Origin of the sequence: Aquabacterium humicola (genome assembly GCF_030167915.1) — a bacterium.
Classification (GTDB): domain Bacteria; phylum Pseudomonadota; class Gammaproteobacteria; order Burkholderiales; family Burkholderiaceae_C; genus Pseudaquabacterium; species Pseudaquabacterium humicola.
This window is the reverse complement of sequence record NZ_JARGNB010000019.1, coordinates 1-17979: the sequence shown is the minus strand read 5'-3', so window position 1 is coordinate 17979 and position 17979 is coordinate 1. Positions and strand designations below refer to the sequence as shown.

At 59.3% G+C, this 17979-nt stretch carries 2 protein-coding genes and 1 pseudogene; all 3 read left to right on the top strand.

Annotated elements, in window-relative coordinates:
- The first annotated feature begins 9 nt into the window (after window positions 1–9).
- On the top strand, window positions 10–17139 hold the full coding sequence (locus tag P1K89_RS32520; RefSeq protein ID WP_284620695.1) for a polymorphic toxin-type HINT domain-containing protein: 17130 nt from the start codon (window positions 10–12) through the stop codon (window positions 17137–17139).
- Between the two features lies 1 nt (window position 17140).
- Entirely contained in the window at window positions 17141–17332 is a 192-nt protein-coding gene (locus P1K89_RS32515; protein WP_284620694.1) for a hypothetical protein, read from the top strand.
- 132 nt (window positions 17333–17464) lie between these two features.
- Window positions 17465–17721 (top strand): annotated as a pseudogene (locus P1K89_RS32510) (transposase); the annotation flags it as partial.
- Between the last annotated feature and the right edge of the window lie 258 nt (window positions 17722–17979).

Sequence of the window (17979 nt, the reverse complement as noted above, 5' to 3'; positions counted from 1 at the left end):
GCGGGCGACATGACGCTCACGGTGAGCGGCTTCGACAAGACCGAGGTGCTGCAACTGGCGCAGTCGGTGGTGATGGCCGCGCCGCAGAACGGGCTGGACACGGTTGCCGAGATCGAGACCTTCCTGGGCAGCGCTGCGCTCACCACCGCGCTTGCCAACGGCAAGGCGAGCAAGGCGACGCAGCACACGGTGGAAGGCTCGGGCGTGAGCTACACGCTGAGCTGGGATGCGAGTGGCAACCTCACGATCACCGAAGCACGCTTCGGCAAGAGCGTGGTGTACCAGGTCGGCCAGGCCGATGCAGGGCCACTGAGCGCGAGCTCGACCGCTGCAAACGTGCAGACCTTCGTCAATGCACTGCCGGCAACGGCTCTCAAGAGCAGCAGCTGGACGCTGGTGGGCAGCAACGGCCGCACCTACAGCGCGACGCAGTCTGCAGCGGGCGACATGACGCTCACGGTGAGCGGCTTCGACAAGACCGAGGTGCTGCAACTGGCGCAGTCGGTGGTGATGGCCGCGCCGCAGAACGGGCTGGACACGGTTGCCGAGATCGAGACCTTCCTGGGCAACGGCGCGCCCAGCACTGCGCTGAGCGACGCACTGAGCAACGGCAAGGCCAGCAAGAGCGGCAGTGGCTCCTTCGCTTCAGCGGCCAACGGCGCCAGCTACACGTACAGCGTGGACGCAGCGGGCAACGCAACGGCGATCAAGACCGTGTTCGGCGCAACGACGAGTGTCGCGGCGGCCGTACCCTTCACCCCTGGGCAGACCCTGACGCTGGCACAGGTCGAAGCGCTGTTCGCGCAGGCTGGCAACGCACTGACGGTGCAAGTCACCATCCAAGCGAACGGCAAGGTCGTGACGGCGACGGTCGATGCCCGTGGCTTCGTGACGAAGCGCGTGCAGGCGTTCGACTCGGTGGTGACGACCAAGTGGTCCACCGCCGTCGCAGTGGGCACGTTGTTCCAGAGCGAACAGTCGCTCGATACGGCGATGGCGGCGGCGATGGCCGCGGATCCGCAATCGACCAAGCGCCAGGACGTCGTCGGCGAGTACACCGTCGCGGGTGCGACCTACAGTTACCACATCAATGCGGACGGCTATGCGAGTGCCATCAAGTCCGCTTTTGGCGTTACCACGAGCGTCGCGTCGCCGACACAGTTTGCGCCGGGTCAATCGCTGACCTTGGCCCAGGTGACGGCGCTGTTCACCACGCCAGGCAGCCGCCTGAGCGTTGAGAGCACGTTCCTCGCGGACGGCAAGACAGTGACCGCGACGGTGGACGCCAGCGGATCCGTCTCAAAGAGTTTGCAGACCTTCGACGCGGTGGTGACCACCCGATGGTCCACGGCCGTCGCAGTGGGCACGGTGTTCGCCAGCGAGCAGGCGCTGGACTCAACGATGGCTGCCCTGATGGCAGCGGACGCTGGCGCGACGAAACGGCAGGAAGTCAGCGGAACCTATACCACCGCCGGGACGACATACGCATACCGCATCGACGCCGCGGGCTACGCCACGGCCACCAAGAGCGCATTCGGCATCACCACCAGCGTAGCTGCACCCACGCAGTTCACGCCGGGTCAATCGCTCACGTTGGACCAGGTGAACGCGCTGTTCACCACGCAGGGTAGCCGGCTGACGGTTCAAAAGAGCTTGGTCTCTGCAGCGCAAGGCGAGACCGTGAACTGGACGCTGGATGCGGCCGGCCACCTGACGGTGACGAAGCGCGCATTCAACGCAACCACGGTCTATCAGCTGAGCGGGTCCTATCCGCCTGGAACATCGCTCACACTGACGCAGGTCAATCAGGTCCTCGCAACCGATGCCAATCAACGCAAGACCGTCAGCGGCGTCTTCGCGGCCCAGGGCCTGAGCTACCGGATCAACGCCACCGGCAGCGTTGTCGTGGAGCACACAGGGGCTTTCGGAGTGGACTGGATGCGTGAGCTCAGCGCCGACAACGTTCCGCCGGGAACGGTCTTCGCTGATGCGACCGCGCTGCAGGCCAAGTACGACGACACCAAGGACCACGTCACCTCCTACATCAACAACGCGCTGGGTCAGCGCACGGCGACGGTGGACGCCGAGATGGGCGCCACAATGTGGTCCTATGACGCATTCGGCAGCGTGAAGTCGATGCGCGCCTATGCCACAAAAGCGACCGCACGAGTCAACGCGGCGGGCACGGGCCCGGAGGTGACCAGCAACGCGCTGGATCGCGTCACGGCGTACACCTACAGGGCGACGGGGCAGCTGGACACCGAGACCGAGGGTGGCATCGTCAAGAAGCACGCCTACACGGCATTCGGCGAGCTCGCTTCGATGACCGCGGCATGGGGCACGGCAGAGGCGCAGACCCAAAGCTGGACCTATGACGCGGCCGGCCGCGAGCTCACCCACACCGACGGCGAAGGCAATACCTCCAGCCGCAAATACACCGCGTTCGGCGAGCTGAGCGAGGAGACCAACGAGAACTACCTGAAGCTCATCAGTAGCGATGAGCCCTACTACCGCCATCTGCGCTTCAGGCTGGGCATCAAGCAGGACGCCACACTCGGCGTCGCTGCGGCGAACCTCACCGCGGCCCACAAGGCCGTGCTGTACACCGCAACCACCACGTACTTTAAGTACGACGCGCTGGGACGCGTCAGCTGGATCACGGACGCCAACGGCGTCAAGACGCACAAGGAGTACACCGCCTTCGGCGAGGAGTGGCGGACGACCGAGGCAGCCGGCGTGGCGCAGCAGGAGCGCGTCACGGTTCGCGAGTTCTACGACAACGGCCGGGTTAAGAAGATCACAGACCCGATGCTGTACGTGACCCAGTTCACCTACAACGTCTTCGGTGATCAGGAGACTGTCACCGATGCTAAGAACGTAACCGAGACGCGGACGTTCGACGGCAACGGCCGCATGCTGACCAGTACCCGGGACGGACGGGTAACTACAAACGTGTACGACGCGTTCGGCAACCTAAAGGTTTCATCGCGTCGGTTCTTGATTGCGGATGCGAAGCTTGGCTTCGATGAGCGAGCCACTGCATACCAGTACGACAAGCTGAATCGACAGACTCACGTTACCGATGGAGAGGGCTACACCCAACTGACGACATACACCGCATTCGGTCAGAAGAAGTCGGTGACCACCGGTCTGTACCTGATGTCGCCGACGGACCCTGCTTTCAACGCCGAGAAGGCGGCTGCAGCGACGAGTCAACAGACGAAGACTGAATACGATGCGCTCGGCCGAGTGGATACGACCACCGATGGCGAGGGCAACGTGAGCAAGAAGGTCTACGACAAGGCCGGAAACCTGCGACAGGAGACGCAGGCGTACAACGGCCTCGCTTCCGACCGCCCAGTCAAGACGCAGCCGCGAACAGTCATCTACAGCTACGACAAGGCGAATCGGCTGATCCAGGTCGACCGACCCGATGGCGGGCAGACCAAGTACGCCTATGACGCGATGGGAAACAAGATCGGCGAAACAGTGCGCCTGCGCGAAGCGCCGACTCTGCCGCCGATCGACTGGGACTTTGTGCAAGACGTCGTTCAACACCTGCCCAAGTGGAGCATCACCGATGCGCTGCAGAAACTCGAGATCTGGGAGGCAATAGCCACGGAGCTCTACGGAACGCCACTGGTAGCGGAGTCCCTGGCAGGATTGTTCGAGAAGACAACCGGCAAGTCGGGATGGGAGCGCCTGCCATCGAATCTTGATACCTTCGCTTTAGATACCGTCGCCGTAGCGCGTTTTCGCGGCGCCTCGACTGACGCAGGACTGAAGCTGTACCAGTCGTGGGAGGACTTTGCGCAGGTCTTTTACGGTGACAGAGCGGCCGCAGGCATGTTGCGAGAGCAATTTGGCGGTAGAAACTTCGCCAGCGGCAAAGACTGGGACATGCTGCCGGCTGAGCTGCGGTTTGGAAAGGCAAGCCTGCGGCTAGACGCCGAGCGGGTTGCCCAATTTCGTGGTTTGAAGCCGTTCGCCAAGAGCCTGGCAAAGTATTCATGCGAGACGCTTGCGATCACGCTATATGGCAGCGCTGAGGTAGCGCCGTCGCTCGAAAAAATCTTCAGGGAGCGCGAGTTTGCCGGCGGCAAGGACTGGGATCTTCTGCCCGTAGAGATTGGTGGCCGCAGGCTTGACGAGCGGCTACTGAACAAACTGCGTGCGGCCGATCACGGTACGCTCTTTGTAACGCACACATGGACTTCGATTGCTCTAGAACTGTACGGCAACGCAGATCTAGCGCGCACTCTGACTGAACGGTTCGGGGGGCGAGACTTCGCCGGAGGCGCTGACTGGGACGCACTTCCTCTGCAGCTTGGCGACTATCGACTAGACCAGGAAAAGCGCAGCTTGATGCGTCAAGAGTCGGTGTCGAAGGTCATTACAAGCTTCGCGAAGCAGTCCTGGAAAGACCTAGCGCAGGCGTACTACGGTGACGCAACACTTGGGAGTCAGTTGCTTGAGTTTTTCGGCACAGCACCGGATTCGCTAGGCGAGTGGGACTGGATGCCGGACGACATCGGCGGCTCTAAGGTCAACGAGGACGTTGTAGCCGAAAAGAAGAAGTACTTGTACGCTGGCACGAAGTACGAGTACGACGGCGTCGGGCGTCTGAAAGCAGTGGTAGACGACGTCGGCACGCGAACTGAGCACACGTACGACGCAGTCGGAAACCTACGCAGGTCAGTGCGAGGTATCGACAAGAGCGGGAGCACCGCCAACGCCCGTAGCGTCGAAATAGAGTACGACCTCAATAACCGCAAGGTTGCAGACATCGACGCGAAAGGCAAGAAGACCCGATACGAGTACGACGGTGTCGGCAATCGGATTAGCGCTACTAACGCGCTCGGCCATGTCGCACGCTACTACTACAACGCGTCGCGAGAGCTTGTCTGCATGGTCGACCCTGAGGGCAACGCCACGACTATTCGCTACGACTCCGCTGGAAACCGCATCGAGCAGACATTGCGGTGGACGAAGGTGTTGGGCGCACTAGATCCGCACGTCGTTCCCTCCGACAGCGCGGTACCGGCCAAAGATCGCACGACGCGCTATGAGTACGACCGACGCGGACTGCAAAGAGCGGAAGAACTGCTGGATGGGCCGCTCGTGGGCGGCGTGCCTACCGCCACGCGAACCGAGTTCAGGTACGACGGCTCGGGCAATCGGACACAGGAAATTCAGTTCGCCAACACTGCTAATCGGCGCACCACATACTACAAGTACGACTCCAACGGGCGCGTCAAAGAAATACAGACTGGGACCTTCATCCTTGAAGGTGCGGGTGGACAAGCCACGCGCTACACGTACGACTGCGTTGGAAGTGTTGTCGTGGAGGAGAAGTGCGACTTTTCGGGTTGGAGTACCGGCGGCACCCCTCAGCCGATGTACGGCAATGTCTGGCAGCGGATTGAGCGCGATTACGAGAGAATGAACCGTGTCAAGTCGGAGCGGCTTTACGACTTGAGTGGCGGCAGTAAGGTGCTGCTGTCCGAACGGCGCTTTACGTATGACGTCGCGGGGATGCTGAGCAGCGAACGGCGGCGCAACGGCCAGATCGAGAAGACGTCAGCGCTTGGCATCGCGCGGACCTACCAGTACGACACGCTGAACCGTCGTACCAGCGAGCACGACGAGCTCGGCGAGGCGACGACAAGCGAATATGACTTGGTCGGCAACTTGAGGTCTGTGACGGATCGACGCGGATTCGTCACGACTTACAAGTACGACGAGAACGACCGGTTGATCGCAGAGATTCAACCGCCGGTCAAAATCTACACTGTCGCAAGAGCGGCCGCGAAAGGCGGCAACGGGGAAGATTCCGTCAGCCCAACGAAGTCTTATACCTACGATGACGCGGGACGCCTCGTTCAGGTCGTAGAGGGCGCTGGGAACGGTGGGGACTTCGCGTACGCCGGCAAGATTACAAACAACTACTACGACCGCAATGGTCGAATAGTTGCGGTGCGCGATGCCGACAATGTGCTCCGCGAGTACCAGTACGACGCGTTAGGCAATCGAATCAAGGAGACGCTGCACATGACGCGGCTCTCTGGCGTTGCCCGCGACCTCTTCACGCGTCCAGCGGCCCCTGGCGGCGAAACGCGCGTCACAACTCTTGACTACGATCCCGCAGGGCGTCTGATCAAGAAGACTTTTTCGATGGCCACGATCTCTTCGCTGAGCACATCGACCGATGCCAGCGGCAACCAGCAGCCCATTGTCACTAGTAGCACCACGGCGCTGTACGAAGAGTTTCAGTACAACGAGTTTGGGGATCTAGTCAAGACGCGCGACCGTGCTGGCAACTGGAGCCTAACCTGGTTCGACCAGTTGCACCGTGTAATCGCCACGGTCGACGCCTTGGGATATCTCAAGAAGACGGGATTCGATACGCACGGGAACGCCACCCATCAGTACGTCTATACGGACCCCCTACCCAACCCGAGTGGACTGTCCATCAGCGGTGCACCGCCCCAGCCTGCGACGGGCGCTAAGGTAGACCTTACTATCCGCAGTTTCGACGCTACAGGTAGGCTCATTGCCGAACTGTCGCCAATTGTCGAAGTGTTCGATCCCACAGCGCCGGACTCCGCAGCGTTCAAGTCCATGAGGCCGAGAACGACATACGAGTACGACTTGGCGGGTCGAGTCTTTAGGAAGACTGTAGGCGATTCTTCGCACTACGGTGGCATGCGCATCGAGTACTTTCTCTACGACGAGGTTGGTCGCATGGTGGCAGCCATCAACGCCTCGCGGGTCATGACGGTGCTTTCCTACGACGAGAGCGGCAATCTGACACGTAGCGAGCGGCTGTACGGGAAGGTTCCAGAGGGCATCACGATAACGCCGTCAAGCAATCCGGCTGCGCTGAAGAATGCCTTGACTGAGCGTCCCGCCGACGCCGCCCAGAAGCACGACCAGATCACCGAGTTCGAGTACGATGGACTAAATCGGCTTACGTCGCAGTGCGACACCACGGCCGCTGGCGATTTGACGAAGTCATTCTCCTACGATCTAGTCGGCAATCGCACGTGGACCAAAGATGAGGACGGATTCATCAGCCGGAGCGCCTACGATGGCATGGATCGAGTCGTCGAAGCTATTGCGCCAGAAGGCACCGCGACAGAGCAAGTCGCTGCAGTGCAGTCTCTCCCGACGAAGAGGACGAGCACCTCGACGGTCTTTGAATACGACGCTGCGGGCAGCGTGGTACGCCAGTACGCGGGCCTACCGGGTCTCTCGGTCAGTCTCGCCAGCGACATTCGCATGCAGACGACGAGTGACGGTGTTCGAATTGAGTGGGCAGTGCGACCCGGTGTCAAAAACAGCTGGATCGTATACTCCTCGAAGTCGATTGGTGGAAACGACGGAATCAACCTTTATCCCAGCAAGATCGACAGTGCCGCATCCAATGCCTGGATTTCGACGGCAGATGTCGGCGACGGGGTCTATTTTCGCGTTGTGACGGAAGACGAGGCCGGCAATATCGCATTCACTGAAGAGCTGAGTGCAACGATGCCGCCAAAGTTCTCCGCAATGAGCAAGGTGGTCACAGCCTCCAGCGTCACGATCACTGTGACTTTCGATGCGGGAGCGATCATGCCGCGACTGCGATACGGTCGCGGCAACGAATTGGATCGATCGGTCTCGTTCGTCGAACAGGTCGGCAATCCGGGCGTCTGGGAGGCGACGGTCTCCTCTGTCGACCCGACGCAGATCAATCTGGGAATCGAGTGGACAGATGTATCAACTGGCGCCGTCTACTTGAATCGAGGCCCGGATCCAACCACATTTCATGGCCTTGGTCTGACGGCGAAGAAGACGCCCTACAGCCGTGCGGCCATCCAGAGATCGGATGGCACGCCAATCGGCATGCAAATGGAAGCTAGTTATAACGCGCTGGGTTACAAGATCCGCAGCGTGGATGGCCAAGGGCTGGTGCGCGCTTACGGCGTCAATGCGCTTGGCGTAGCTGTGCAGACTTGGGTCAAGGGAACAAACGAGGCACAGAACGAGCGCGATGCGGACAACTTGACGTACTCTGCTCGCGTGATGACCTGGGCGGAAAGTGATGCTCGCGGACGCGTCGTGACAGAGTGGGCAACGCGACGCCAACTGCCTAACGGCACGTGGCTTGCGCCGGAAACACGCTACACATACGACGCGTACGATCGAGTGCGCAGTAAACGCTTGCCGGGCAATGTCACCCCTGGGGATGCGAATGCATGGCTTTATGAGTACGACGCTCGCGGACTAAAGACGAAGGAGACAGATCCTCTCCAGAACTCCACGTACATCTACTACGACCAGTTCGGCAATGTAACTGGCACAAAGACAGCTCTTGGGTACGTATCGCGCAAGTTCTACGACTTTGCTGGAAGGATGGTTAAGGAGGCTGATGCCGAAGGCAATGCAGTTGGATACGGCTACGATCACTTCGATCGCAAGGTGTCGATGACCGACGGCCGGGGCATGGTCGCTGGGGCTGCGGCGGGATCATTTACAACGAAATACGAGTACGATGATCGAGACCGACTCATTGCCGTTCGGCAAGCGCAGGGTTGGCACCTGGCGAATGACAATGCCAAGATATACAAGGCTGAACGTGTAGCGCTTGGTTTTGATCAAGACGCGGCGGACCTGGACGCCAGCGAGAAGCAAAAGCTGCTCGACATCTATACACAGACCTTTGCCTACGACGGCCGCAACAATCGCATATTGACCATATCGAACGGCTCTAATGACGGCAAGCTGAACGTTCAGCGCACAGAAGAGAAGTACGATGGCCTTGGCCGAGTGTTCGAGACTATCCGCAAAGTCACGCAACGCGATGCAAACGGTCTGGTGCTGAACGGCGGATCTGCAAGTGCAGTCACAACGACTTGGTACGACGCATACGGACACGTTCTTTATCAGCGTGATGCAGAAGGGGGCGAGCAGCGCAAGTCGTACGGCCGCTTTGGTCGCCTCGAGTCCAGCTTCGACGGCGTACAGACTGTCCATTACACCTACAACAAGTTTGGCTTGGTTGAAAGGGAGTATGCCGCGGCAGTCGGTGGTGTCTTCGGGGGTCTGGCGAAGGACATCGCGAAGGCATACGATAACGATGGGAATTTGACCAAGATCGACAATAAGACGACGAAGATCAAGACCGACTACACGTACACGTGGGGAGGCCAGCGCAGCACGGAAAAGATCTTCCAAGACGGTGTGCTGGTCCGAGACTACAAGTACACGTACGACGCGAAGAGCCAAATGGTGAGGTGGCAAGATCATGTCACCTACATGCACATGAACCAGGGCTATGATGCGGACGGCAATCTAACCAACGTCTACAGTGATTCGGTCGAGTCAGCGGTCGAGCCCGTCTTCGGCGGCCGCAATCCCATGACTGGAGAGCAAAGCAGCGATACCAAGTATCGCGCTCGCGACCAAATCTACGAGTACTATAAGAACGGGCGCTTGCGTTTCGAAAAGAAGCGGTATCACGTTCCGGCCGAACCTGGTGTCGGGGGAGACCCAGGTTTGCCGGAGAAGATGGAGACGAAGATCGTACATGCGTACGACTACGACGCCGCTTACAATACTGTCGCTTTCAGCGAGAATGGTCAGGGCTTCCTGTATCAAGAGACCGACGGTTCAACGGGAATCGATGCCAACAATCGTCGCGCAGCATTGCGCCAGAACTTCAGCAATGCCAATGGATACAAGACGTGGAAGTACGACGCCCGGGGCAACGCGACAGAAAGCGGTTCGTCGGACAACAACGGCGCCAGCTGGACAAGCTACGAGTACATTTACTTTAACGAACTCGATCAGGTATACCGTCAGAGATCGGCAACCTACAAGAACAATCTGTTGGATTCGCACTCCGACAAGCAGATGGTGTTAGACCTGAATGGACACATTACCGAGGTCAAAGACGCCACGCCTTTCTTGGACGGCAAGGCGCTGGACTACTACACGCGACTCGAGTATGACTATGTCGACAACGGTCTCCAGAAAGCTGTTACTGAGTTCCGGCACTTCAAGGACGGTACCGTCGAAAACCGCGGCACTGCTAACAACTATTTCGATGCTGACAAGGTCCGGCGCGAACTGAATAGGGGTGGAGGTGCAGTGCGCACTTTTGTCGCGGACAACGAGGGCCATATCCTCTTTAGTCGGGACGACAGTGGCAAGCCAGACTACGCGTCATCTCTTGGCCTGAGCGATCCAGAGAACCACACGCGTATCGTGCATGGCGAGTACTTCTACGCGAACGGGTATGCTGTGGGCGAGCGGATTGGCAGTCACGATCATGCACCCAACGACCCTACGTTCACGCATCCAAAGCAGTTCGTTTCGTGGTCCTTCGCAGACCCGGCTTCCAGCGGCAACAACAGGCCACAGGTACTGAACACAGGCTATTACGGCAACGGGCCCTTCTTGGCAGACGGTCCAGGAACAAACAGCAGCTACCAAGTGCGGGATGGGGACACTTGGCAGTTGATTGCCGCTGCTTTTACGGGCAATCCGTCACTCGGCTACAGGATTGCAGAAGCCAACGGGAACGTTGAGCTTCGGGCTGGCATGACAGTCCGAGTGCCGAACTTGACTCAGAGCGGCACTATTACCGCGGCGAACCACCAGGTCTACGACGAATCAGAGATCTCGGGCTCGCTGCTGCCTAACTATGTCCCACGGGCCGTAAACCCGGATTGCGGTGCACAGGCGGGCCTACTCGTCTTGACCGTCGTTATTGCCGCCGTAGTGACCATTTGCACGTATGGTGCGGGCACAGCCATCTCCGCAGCGATCATCGGAGCGGGCGTGTCTGGCGCTGCTGCCGTCGCTGCGACCGCGGCAGCGACAGCGGCCGTCGGTGCGGCCTTTGCCGCAGCGGGTTCTGCGATTGAGCAGGGCATCAAGATTGCCACTGGCTTTCAAGACGAGTTCAGAGCGGGCGATCTGGGCGTGGCGGCCATTGGAGGCGCGTTCTCCGGAGCGGCGGCTGGCGTTTTCGCCGGCATGAACTCCGTCGTGGCGCTTCAAGGAGTCAAGGGGTTGAGCGAATCGGCGCAAGCAGTGGCTAAGCTCGCAGCCGGTGCGCTTGGAATGGCGGGGTCGACCACCTCACAACTGCTCCAGGATGGTGACGGCGACGGCAGACCAGACGGCAAGATCAGCTCTTGGAGCGCCATCGCGACAGCTGGCGTTGGAGCAGTCCTGGGTGCTAGCTTGGGTAACCCGGCGAACGGTGTCAGCGAGGGTCTGCAAAAGGTTGGAGCGGCTGCAGTAACGGTTGGTGGCGGGTGGCTGGGGCTAGCAGAGGCTGGGAAGAGTGCAGACTTTGGGGACTGGGCGAACGCGTTCTCCAGCACACTTGACGCCGCAACTTCATTCATTCCATTTGGCTCAAACGTTGGCAACGCGGAAGCCGTGGTGGGACGTACCATCATCGGCGCGACCACAGACATCGTCGCTGGAGGTCTCGCGTACGCGGTCACAGGCAACCTGAAGGGTGCGCCGGATTGGCTGGCGCGCCAGGTCGGCTCCAGCATGGCAAGCGCGACGACCGGTGTTGCGGGAGCTTACGTTGGCGAATACTGGCAGAAGAAGAGGGCTGCTAACGAGCGCTTGGAAGCGCGGATGCAAGCCGTGCATGAAGCAGAGCGGAGAGCTCTGGAAGAAGTGCGCGTGGAGAAGCGGGCGAAGACAGATTCAAAAAGCTTCGATGCAATGAAGCGTGTTTCACTACTAGCGACGCCGAGCGCTGGCGCAGCCCCTTCGTCCATGCTTCAAGAGTGGTACGAGCGGATGAAGTTCAAGCTCGAAGGGTCGCAGACTGCGCTTCAAGATGTTGCGCCTGCCAGCCAAGACACAGGGCCGGTGGTGCTGATTTCCCCAGCACAGATTGAGGCGGTGGTGCGGGCCAACTCCCCCGTGGCGTCAGCTAGCGCAAGCAGTGCCGAATTCTACGAAGACCTCGAGATGAACGGTCATTTGCCGGGTGACTGGCAGTTTCGCCGTGATGCTCTAAGGCCGGGACTCAAAGCACGCTTTGATGCAGACCGAACCAAATCTGGGCTAGAGAAGGCGGAGTTTCAGGAGAAACAGCAGAGGCGTCGTGAAGATGTCAGGCGGCTTGTTTCGAATGCCCAAGATCCCGAGACGGTCGCGTTCGATGATCAAGAGATGTGGATGAGGGATCCGAATCTTGTTTTTGAAGCCATGAAAGGCTTTGATGCCTATCAAACCTACGTAAGAGACTATCACCTCGGTGAAGTCAGCGGCCGAGACGACACTTACAGCATGTATGGGCGGCTGTATCAATACGTCCGGGCTGTCGAAGGCGGTACCACCTGGACCTATCGAGGTGGGCAATCGCGTGGTGACGGCACACGGCTGGAGCGAAATAGGGTTGCCCCAACGTTGATCGTTGATGAAGACATTACGCAGCGCGTGGACCTGGCGGTACAGGCACATTATCGAGACTTGAAGCTGGCCAAGGACGCAGTCGATCGAGGTGCTCTCAATGGCAAGAACGCTACCCCATATAGTCGTCTCTCCGATATTCAGTCAAAGTTGCGATTTAAACTGTTTCAGGAAGAGCTACGCTGGCACGATATGATGGATGTTGCCTTGAGGCGCGAACAGGACGAAGCACTTTTCCGTGTAGCGTCGCGCTCGGGGGACTATGACTACTACAAGCTCGTGACTGACCGTCTGGATGAGTCAACTCATCATTCAAGATATTTTGACCGGGAAGCGGCGGAGGGCATCCTTCTGGCCTCGGTGGAACGAGATCCCCTCGTCGCCCACAAAGCGCGTCTCGAGAAGAGAATGTCCTCTGAAGTTGATGCGCAAATCGAAGCCGACATCAAGAGTGCCCCAGTATGGGTAAATCTTTCCAACGCCAAGAGCTGGTCAGATCGCGTAAATATCGTGACTAACGCAGTGGCAGAGCAGGCTGCCTCGCAAGCTTTGGCGGGCGTTGGATTGGTTGCAGACGCGACGACATCGGTAATGGGCTCATCTTCAATCCAGCCATACGTTGATCGCTATGTCAAAGAGCCGGTGCGCGGGGTAATCTCTGGCGGTATCAAGCAGGCGTTCTCAGTGCCTGGGCTCGTTGCAAGGGGTGTTGACTATTTGTACGATATAGGTGCTGCCTCGTATACGCTCGGGCGAGAGATCTTCCGGGCATCTTATTCGCCTACCGCAGCCATCTACGATGGCGAAGAGCTGTGGACCTCCAATGCTAAGGACGTCACACATGTGACCGACGCTTATGGAATTACAAACTACGGCTATGACAGCAGTCAGGGGGTAGTCTCCGCAGTCAGCAATACCTTGGCTTGGGGTGCTCTCGAGATTCTGGGGGCAAAGTACTCCGGGGTAGCGGGCGCCGCGTTCAGTCTGCCAGGCATCGCTGGAGGCTTTGTGCAGTACGCCAATAGCCGGACCGCGGAGCGCCCCGAGGGGGACCTTGCGTTGCTGGCCGAGAACGTGGTCATGGCCGCCGGCGCGCTAAACGGCGGCTACCGCCACCTGCGAGGCTCTCGGCCAGTATCAGGCGGCAAGGTCGGGCGCGTAGTTGAAGCGGCAAGCGTCCGATTTGCTGGACTTGCTGGCGCCGGAGAAAAGACAGTCGTCGAAGCCGCCGAACACGTAGTCCAAGCGGCAAAGGCGTGGAATGAGTGGAGGAACGGAAGCGCCTATGACATCGGCCGCATGGCACCGGATGGACTGACCGCTGCAACAAAGACCGGTGAAACAGCGCCAAATCTGCGCGCCCTTGAGAAGGTCGCTGACTATTGGGAAAGAGCAACCGCAAGCGGCGACGCCGGATACTCCAAGCGCATCGCAGTCGACGAAAGCGGCCGTCGCCTTGAGATCGTCGATGACGGTGACGCCAATGGGCGTAAGGCTGACTTAGAGTATGTCGCATCCAAGCGCTCACCCGACGACCCCCATTTTGTGAAGGGTTTGTGCTTCGCTGCCGGTACACTAGTGCACGTGCCGGATGATGGCCCGAAGGTCATCGAAGACGTCGAGGTTGGCGATCTGGTTCTAGCGTTGAACGACGAGTACGGCAACGTCGAAGCGCGTCGCGTCATTCGACTCTTCCGCAACACGAATCTGCACATACTAGAAGTCGCTGTGCGAGGCCCGGATGGCAAATTGGAGACGATCAGCGCCACGACCGAGCACCCGTTCTGGGTTGTCGGTCGCAGCTGGACACCGGCGAACCGCCTAGTTCGCGGCGACGTCTTGACCAGTTTGGACAGTGGGGGGCTCCATGTCGTAGAGAGCGTGACAGACCTGGGCTTGGCCGAGGCGACCTACAACTTTGAAGTCGAGGATCTACACAACTACTTCGTTGGCAATGCGGGCATCCTTGTGCACAACGATTCCATCCGCCCCGAGTCGGGTGACGGGTCGAGCACTCGGAGATCTGCAAATTCAACGGTTAAAGAAGTCTTCTACACGGAGAACGATGCGCGAGCGTCGCAGCACGACGTCGCCACCGCCGCGATTGGAAAATACCTCCCTGTTTCGCTGGATTCTCAAAGAGAGTTTGGTGGGTTAATTGTCCGTGCACCTGATGGGACGATTTACGCGCCTAGTCCGAAGATTGGCGTGGAGCGAGGCTTGGAGGTCATTCATCGCGGCGCCAAGACGACCGCCGACTTGGTTCCCGACGGTCACCAGATACTCGGCTTTTGGCACACACATCCGGGGCGATACAACACTGAATTTACAACGTTGGATATCACGGCCGCAAACACAAATATTCCGGGTGGTGTGGACATATATGTAGGTGTACACGACGGGGGAGTGAAGCACTACCCAGCTAACGGTCGGTACGTTGTTGAAGCAGGCGAACTAGCCGTTGGCGGAGACATTGCCACAATTGCGCGCGTGCGAACCGACTCACAAAAGGGAGAGAAATTTGTCGCCGCGGTTGATCGGCCGGCCGCCGAACACTTTGGACCAATGCGCAGGAACTATAGCGGCGCAGACGCCATGGCCGACACGCTTCGGCCGGATCAAATGATGGCTATGAGTGCGCAAGACGGCAACTTCGTAGTCAAAGCAGGGGAGGTAGCGCCTTCGCGAGACAAATCAATGGTGACGGCCATGAAGCGCCTATGGAATTCGCTCACGGGCGGCGACTATGTCACTATGGCCCGGCAGCAGGTTCTTGATCGAATGGCAGTCCCGTTTTCGGTCGTCGACAGCAGTGATCCAGTATTACTGGCCTTGCTCAGCGAGTCACGCGGCTCCGGAAATCTGCTGGGCAAGGGCGGAGCGGTGCTGGGCAGCATGCCCTCGGTCGAGCAGTTTGCTGCGTTGACGCGGATCCACGGGACGGAGTTCGCGCTCGGGCTCGACCAGCGGAGTGGATCTGTCCGCTTGTACCAGGGAGACCGCAGCTCGGTGAGGGTTGGTGCTGAGGATGCGCCGCTGGCGCACACTCATCCACTTAGCGAGCACGCGCTGGGGCTAGATCCGAGATACGACGTGGTCCATTGGGCTCCAAGCATCGGCGACCATAGCTCTTCTCATTTTCAGGGCGTGAAGCGGCAGGCCATCGTGACGTCTGATGGAGAACTGTTTGATTTCGCTGCCGATCCGAAGTACTACAAAGGTGGGCCGACGCGCAAAGAAATGGCCGACCGGCTCGCTCAGATGACCCGGGACGCAGATGCCGTTGGGCGAGGTGAAATGTCGTATGATGAGTTCGCCGCCCGCCACAACCTGCCAAAACTGGCACAAGAGGGGCATTATGTGTCGCGTGCGCATGAGGCCGATAGAAACGATGGCGGTCGCCCGTCGCTGCTGTCGCGCATCGCGATTACTACCGTTAGCTGGATCGATCGAGCCGGCTTCCCAGAAGTCGACCTCCCGTTCGTTGTGGGCGCGGGGCATAGTTGGAAGAATCGCGCCATGATGGGGTTGATAGGTACATCTAATCCGGAGCCGCCGCAGCGAATCGAGGATGTATCCGCCTTCCGTGCCAACAAGCAGTTTCGCTGCTTGATGTCATGCGAGGTCGATTTGCAAACATCAACGGTGACAAGTAGGATCATCGATCCGGGCTACACTCCCCCGATCGACCCTGAGCGCTTCAGCACCCCTCTTGCAAGAACTGCGGCGAGGCTCGCCTTGCCGAGCGATCCTACATTTCATCCAGGAGAAGCGAGTTCGGTTTCTGACATCGTTACAGGACGATTGCACCCGAATTCGACTCTCTCGCTGAAACCTGGGCAGACTCCAATAGTGAGTGGATTGACCAAGTTCCGGGCAGGCGATGCAACCGATTCGCTCGGTATTTACAAGGCGAAGTCGCCAACCCATGTACCTTGGGTGTGGGTCGAGTTCGCGCTTGTCAATCAGCTCGGCGGCCCACCGTTGATCATGGCGCAGGGCTCTGAATTTCCGTCGCACAGAATCTACGTCAATGGCACACAGGTGACTCAACGGAGTCAAGCACAGGTGCGTGCTCCATACGAGCCTTTGCTTACGACCGGCCAGCGTGCCTGGGAGGTGAGGGTGCCGGGGAAGTTTGATCGGGGTGCCGGGCCCGTAACTGGGCATGATTTTGCAATTCCGGCAGGTGCTGGACCGATGATCATCGATCCTCGCACAAAGGAATTTGGCACCCTCCGCGGCATGGGAAGTCGAGGCATTCGCAACACTGAAATCCTGACCCCCGCGCAGGAGCGGCAGCTCTATCAGCACGTTGGTGAGCTGGGTTTGAATCCCGACGACTTCCTCGTCAGTTCACACGTGTCGGCCTATTCGGACAACTGGGACAAGGTATTTTTGGGGCCGAATATGTTCAGGGCGACGGAAGGCACGGGGACGGTAAAGTCCGTGTTCGAGTCGATGACGCCGCGCGCCGCAGTTGCGCACGAAGCCGGCCACATGATTGCCACTCGAGCCGGGTTGGCCTTCGAGGCTGGTTCGTTGTTCGATGAGGTGAATGCGAGTCTGACGGGCCGAGACCTCCCGGGTCTAGACGGCGTGGAGCGGTATCAATTGCTGCGAGACGCGGCGGAGCGTTCGCGACTTGAGGGACGGGACTTGAGAGATGTTCTCAGACAAATGCAAGCTATCAGGAACGGGCGCTGAGATGAATACCGTGACGAAACCTTCCTTCGCGACCCTGGAGGCGGCTCTGGCGGAGTTCCAGAACAAGGGGAAAGTGGAAGAGACGCGATGCGAGCGTTGTGTCTCGGTCATCGAGGTCACGCGCAAGAGTGAGTCGGTGCTGATGGTCAGGTGCAACTGCGGTCTCTACAACGACACGTTGCGGGGCTTGTAGCAATCCTTCGGCCTCGAGGCGAGCGGCCAAGTCCAGGCCGGCCGCAGGCCGCTCGGCGCGCGTAAAGCCGCAAGCTCCCTCGCTGAGCGGACAGTTTGAAAATGGAGACTTCCGCATCTTCGAGGAAGAGCGATGAGGAAGTCCAGGTTCACGGAGCGCAGATCTTGGCGGCCTTGCGCGAAGGCGAGGCAGGCATGCCTGTAGCGGAGGTCTGCCGCAAGCACGGCTTCAGCACGGCGACGTACTACCAGTGGAAGAGCAAGTACGCGGGCATGTCGCCCAACGAGCTGAAGAAGGTCAAGGAGCTCGAGGCCGAGAACGCCAGGCTGAAGCGGATGTACGCCGAGCTGGCGTTGGAGAACGCGGCCATCAAGGACGTGCTGTCCCGAAAGCTGTGACGCCGACCGCCAGGCGAGCCGCGGTGAAGATCATGGTTGAAGAACACGATCTGTCCCGCGCTCGAGCCGGCGCGCGTCAAGGTAGTTGTCGCCTGATTCATGCAGCCGCTTGCTGCGTTTGATCGTAAGCGATCGAGCAACCACGTCCTTGATTCCCGCGAAGGCAACTGAGAGCCTACGAACCCATGTACCTTACGTGGGATCGTTATGTCAGAGGCTTTCGATACTGAGGACCTGGCCAAGCGACTG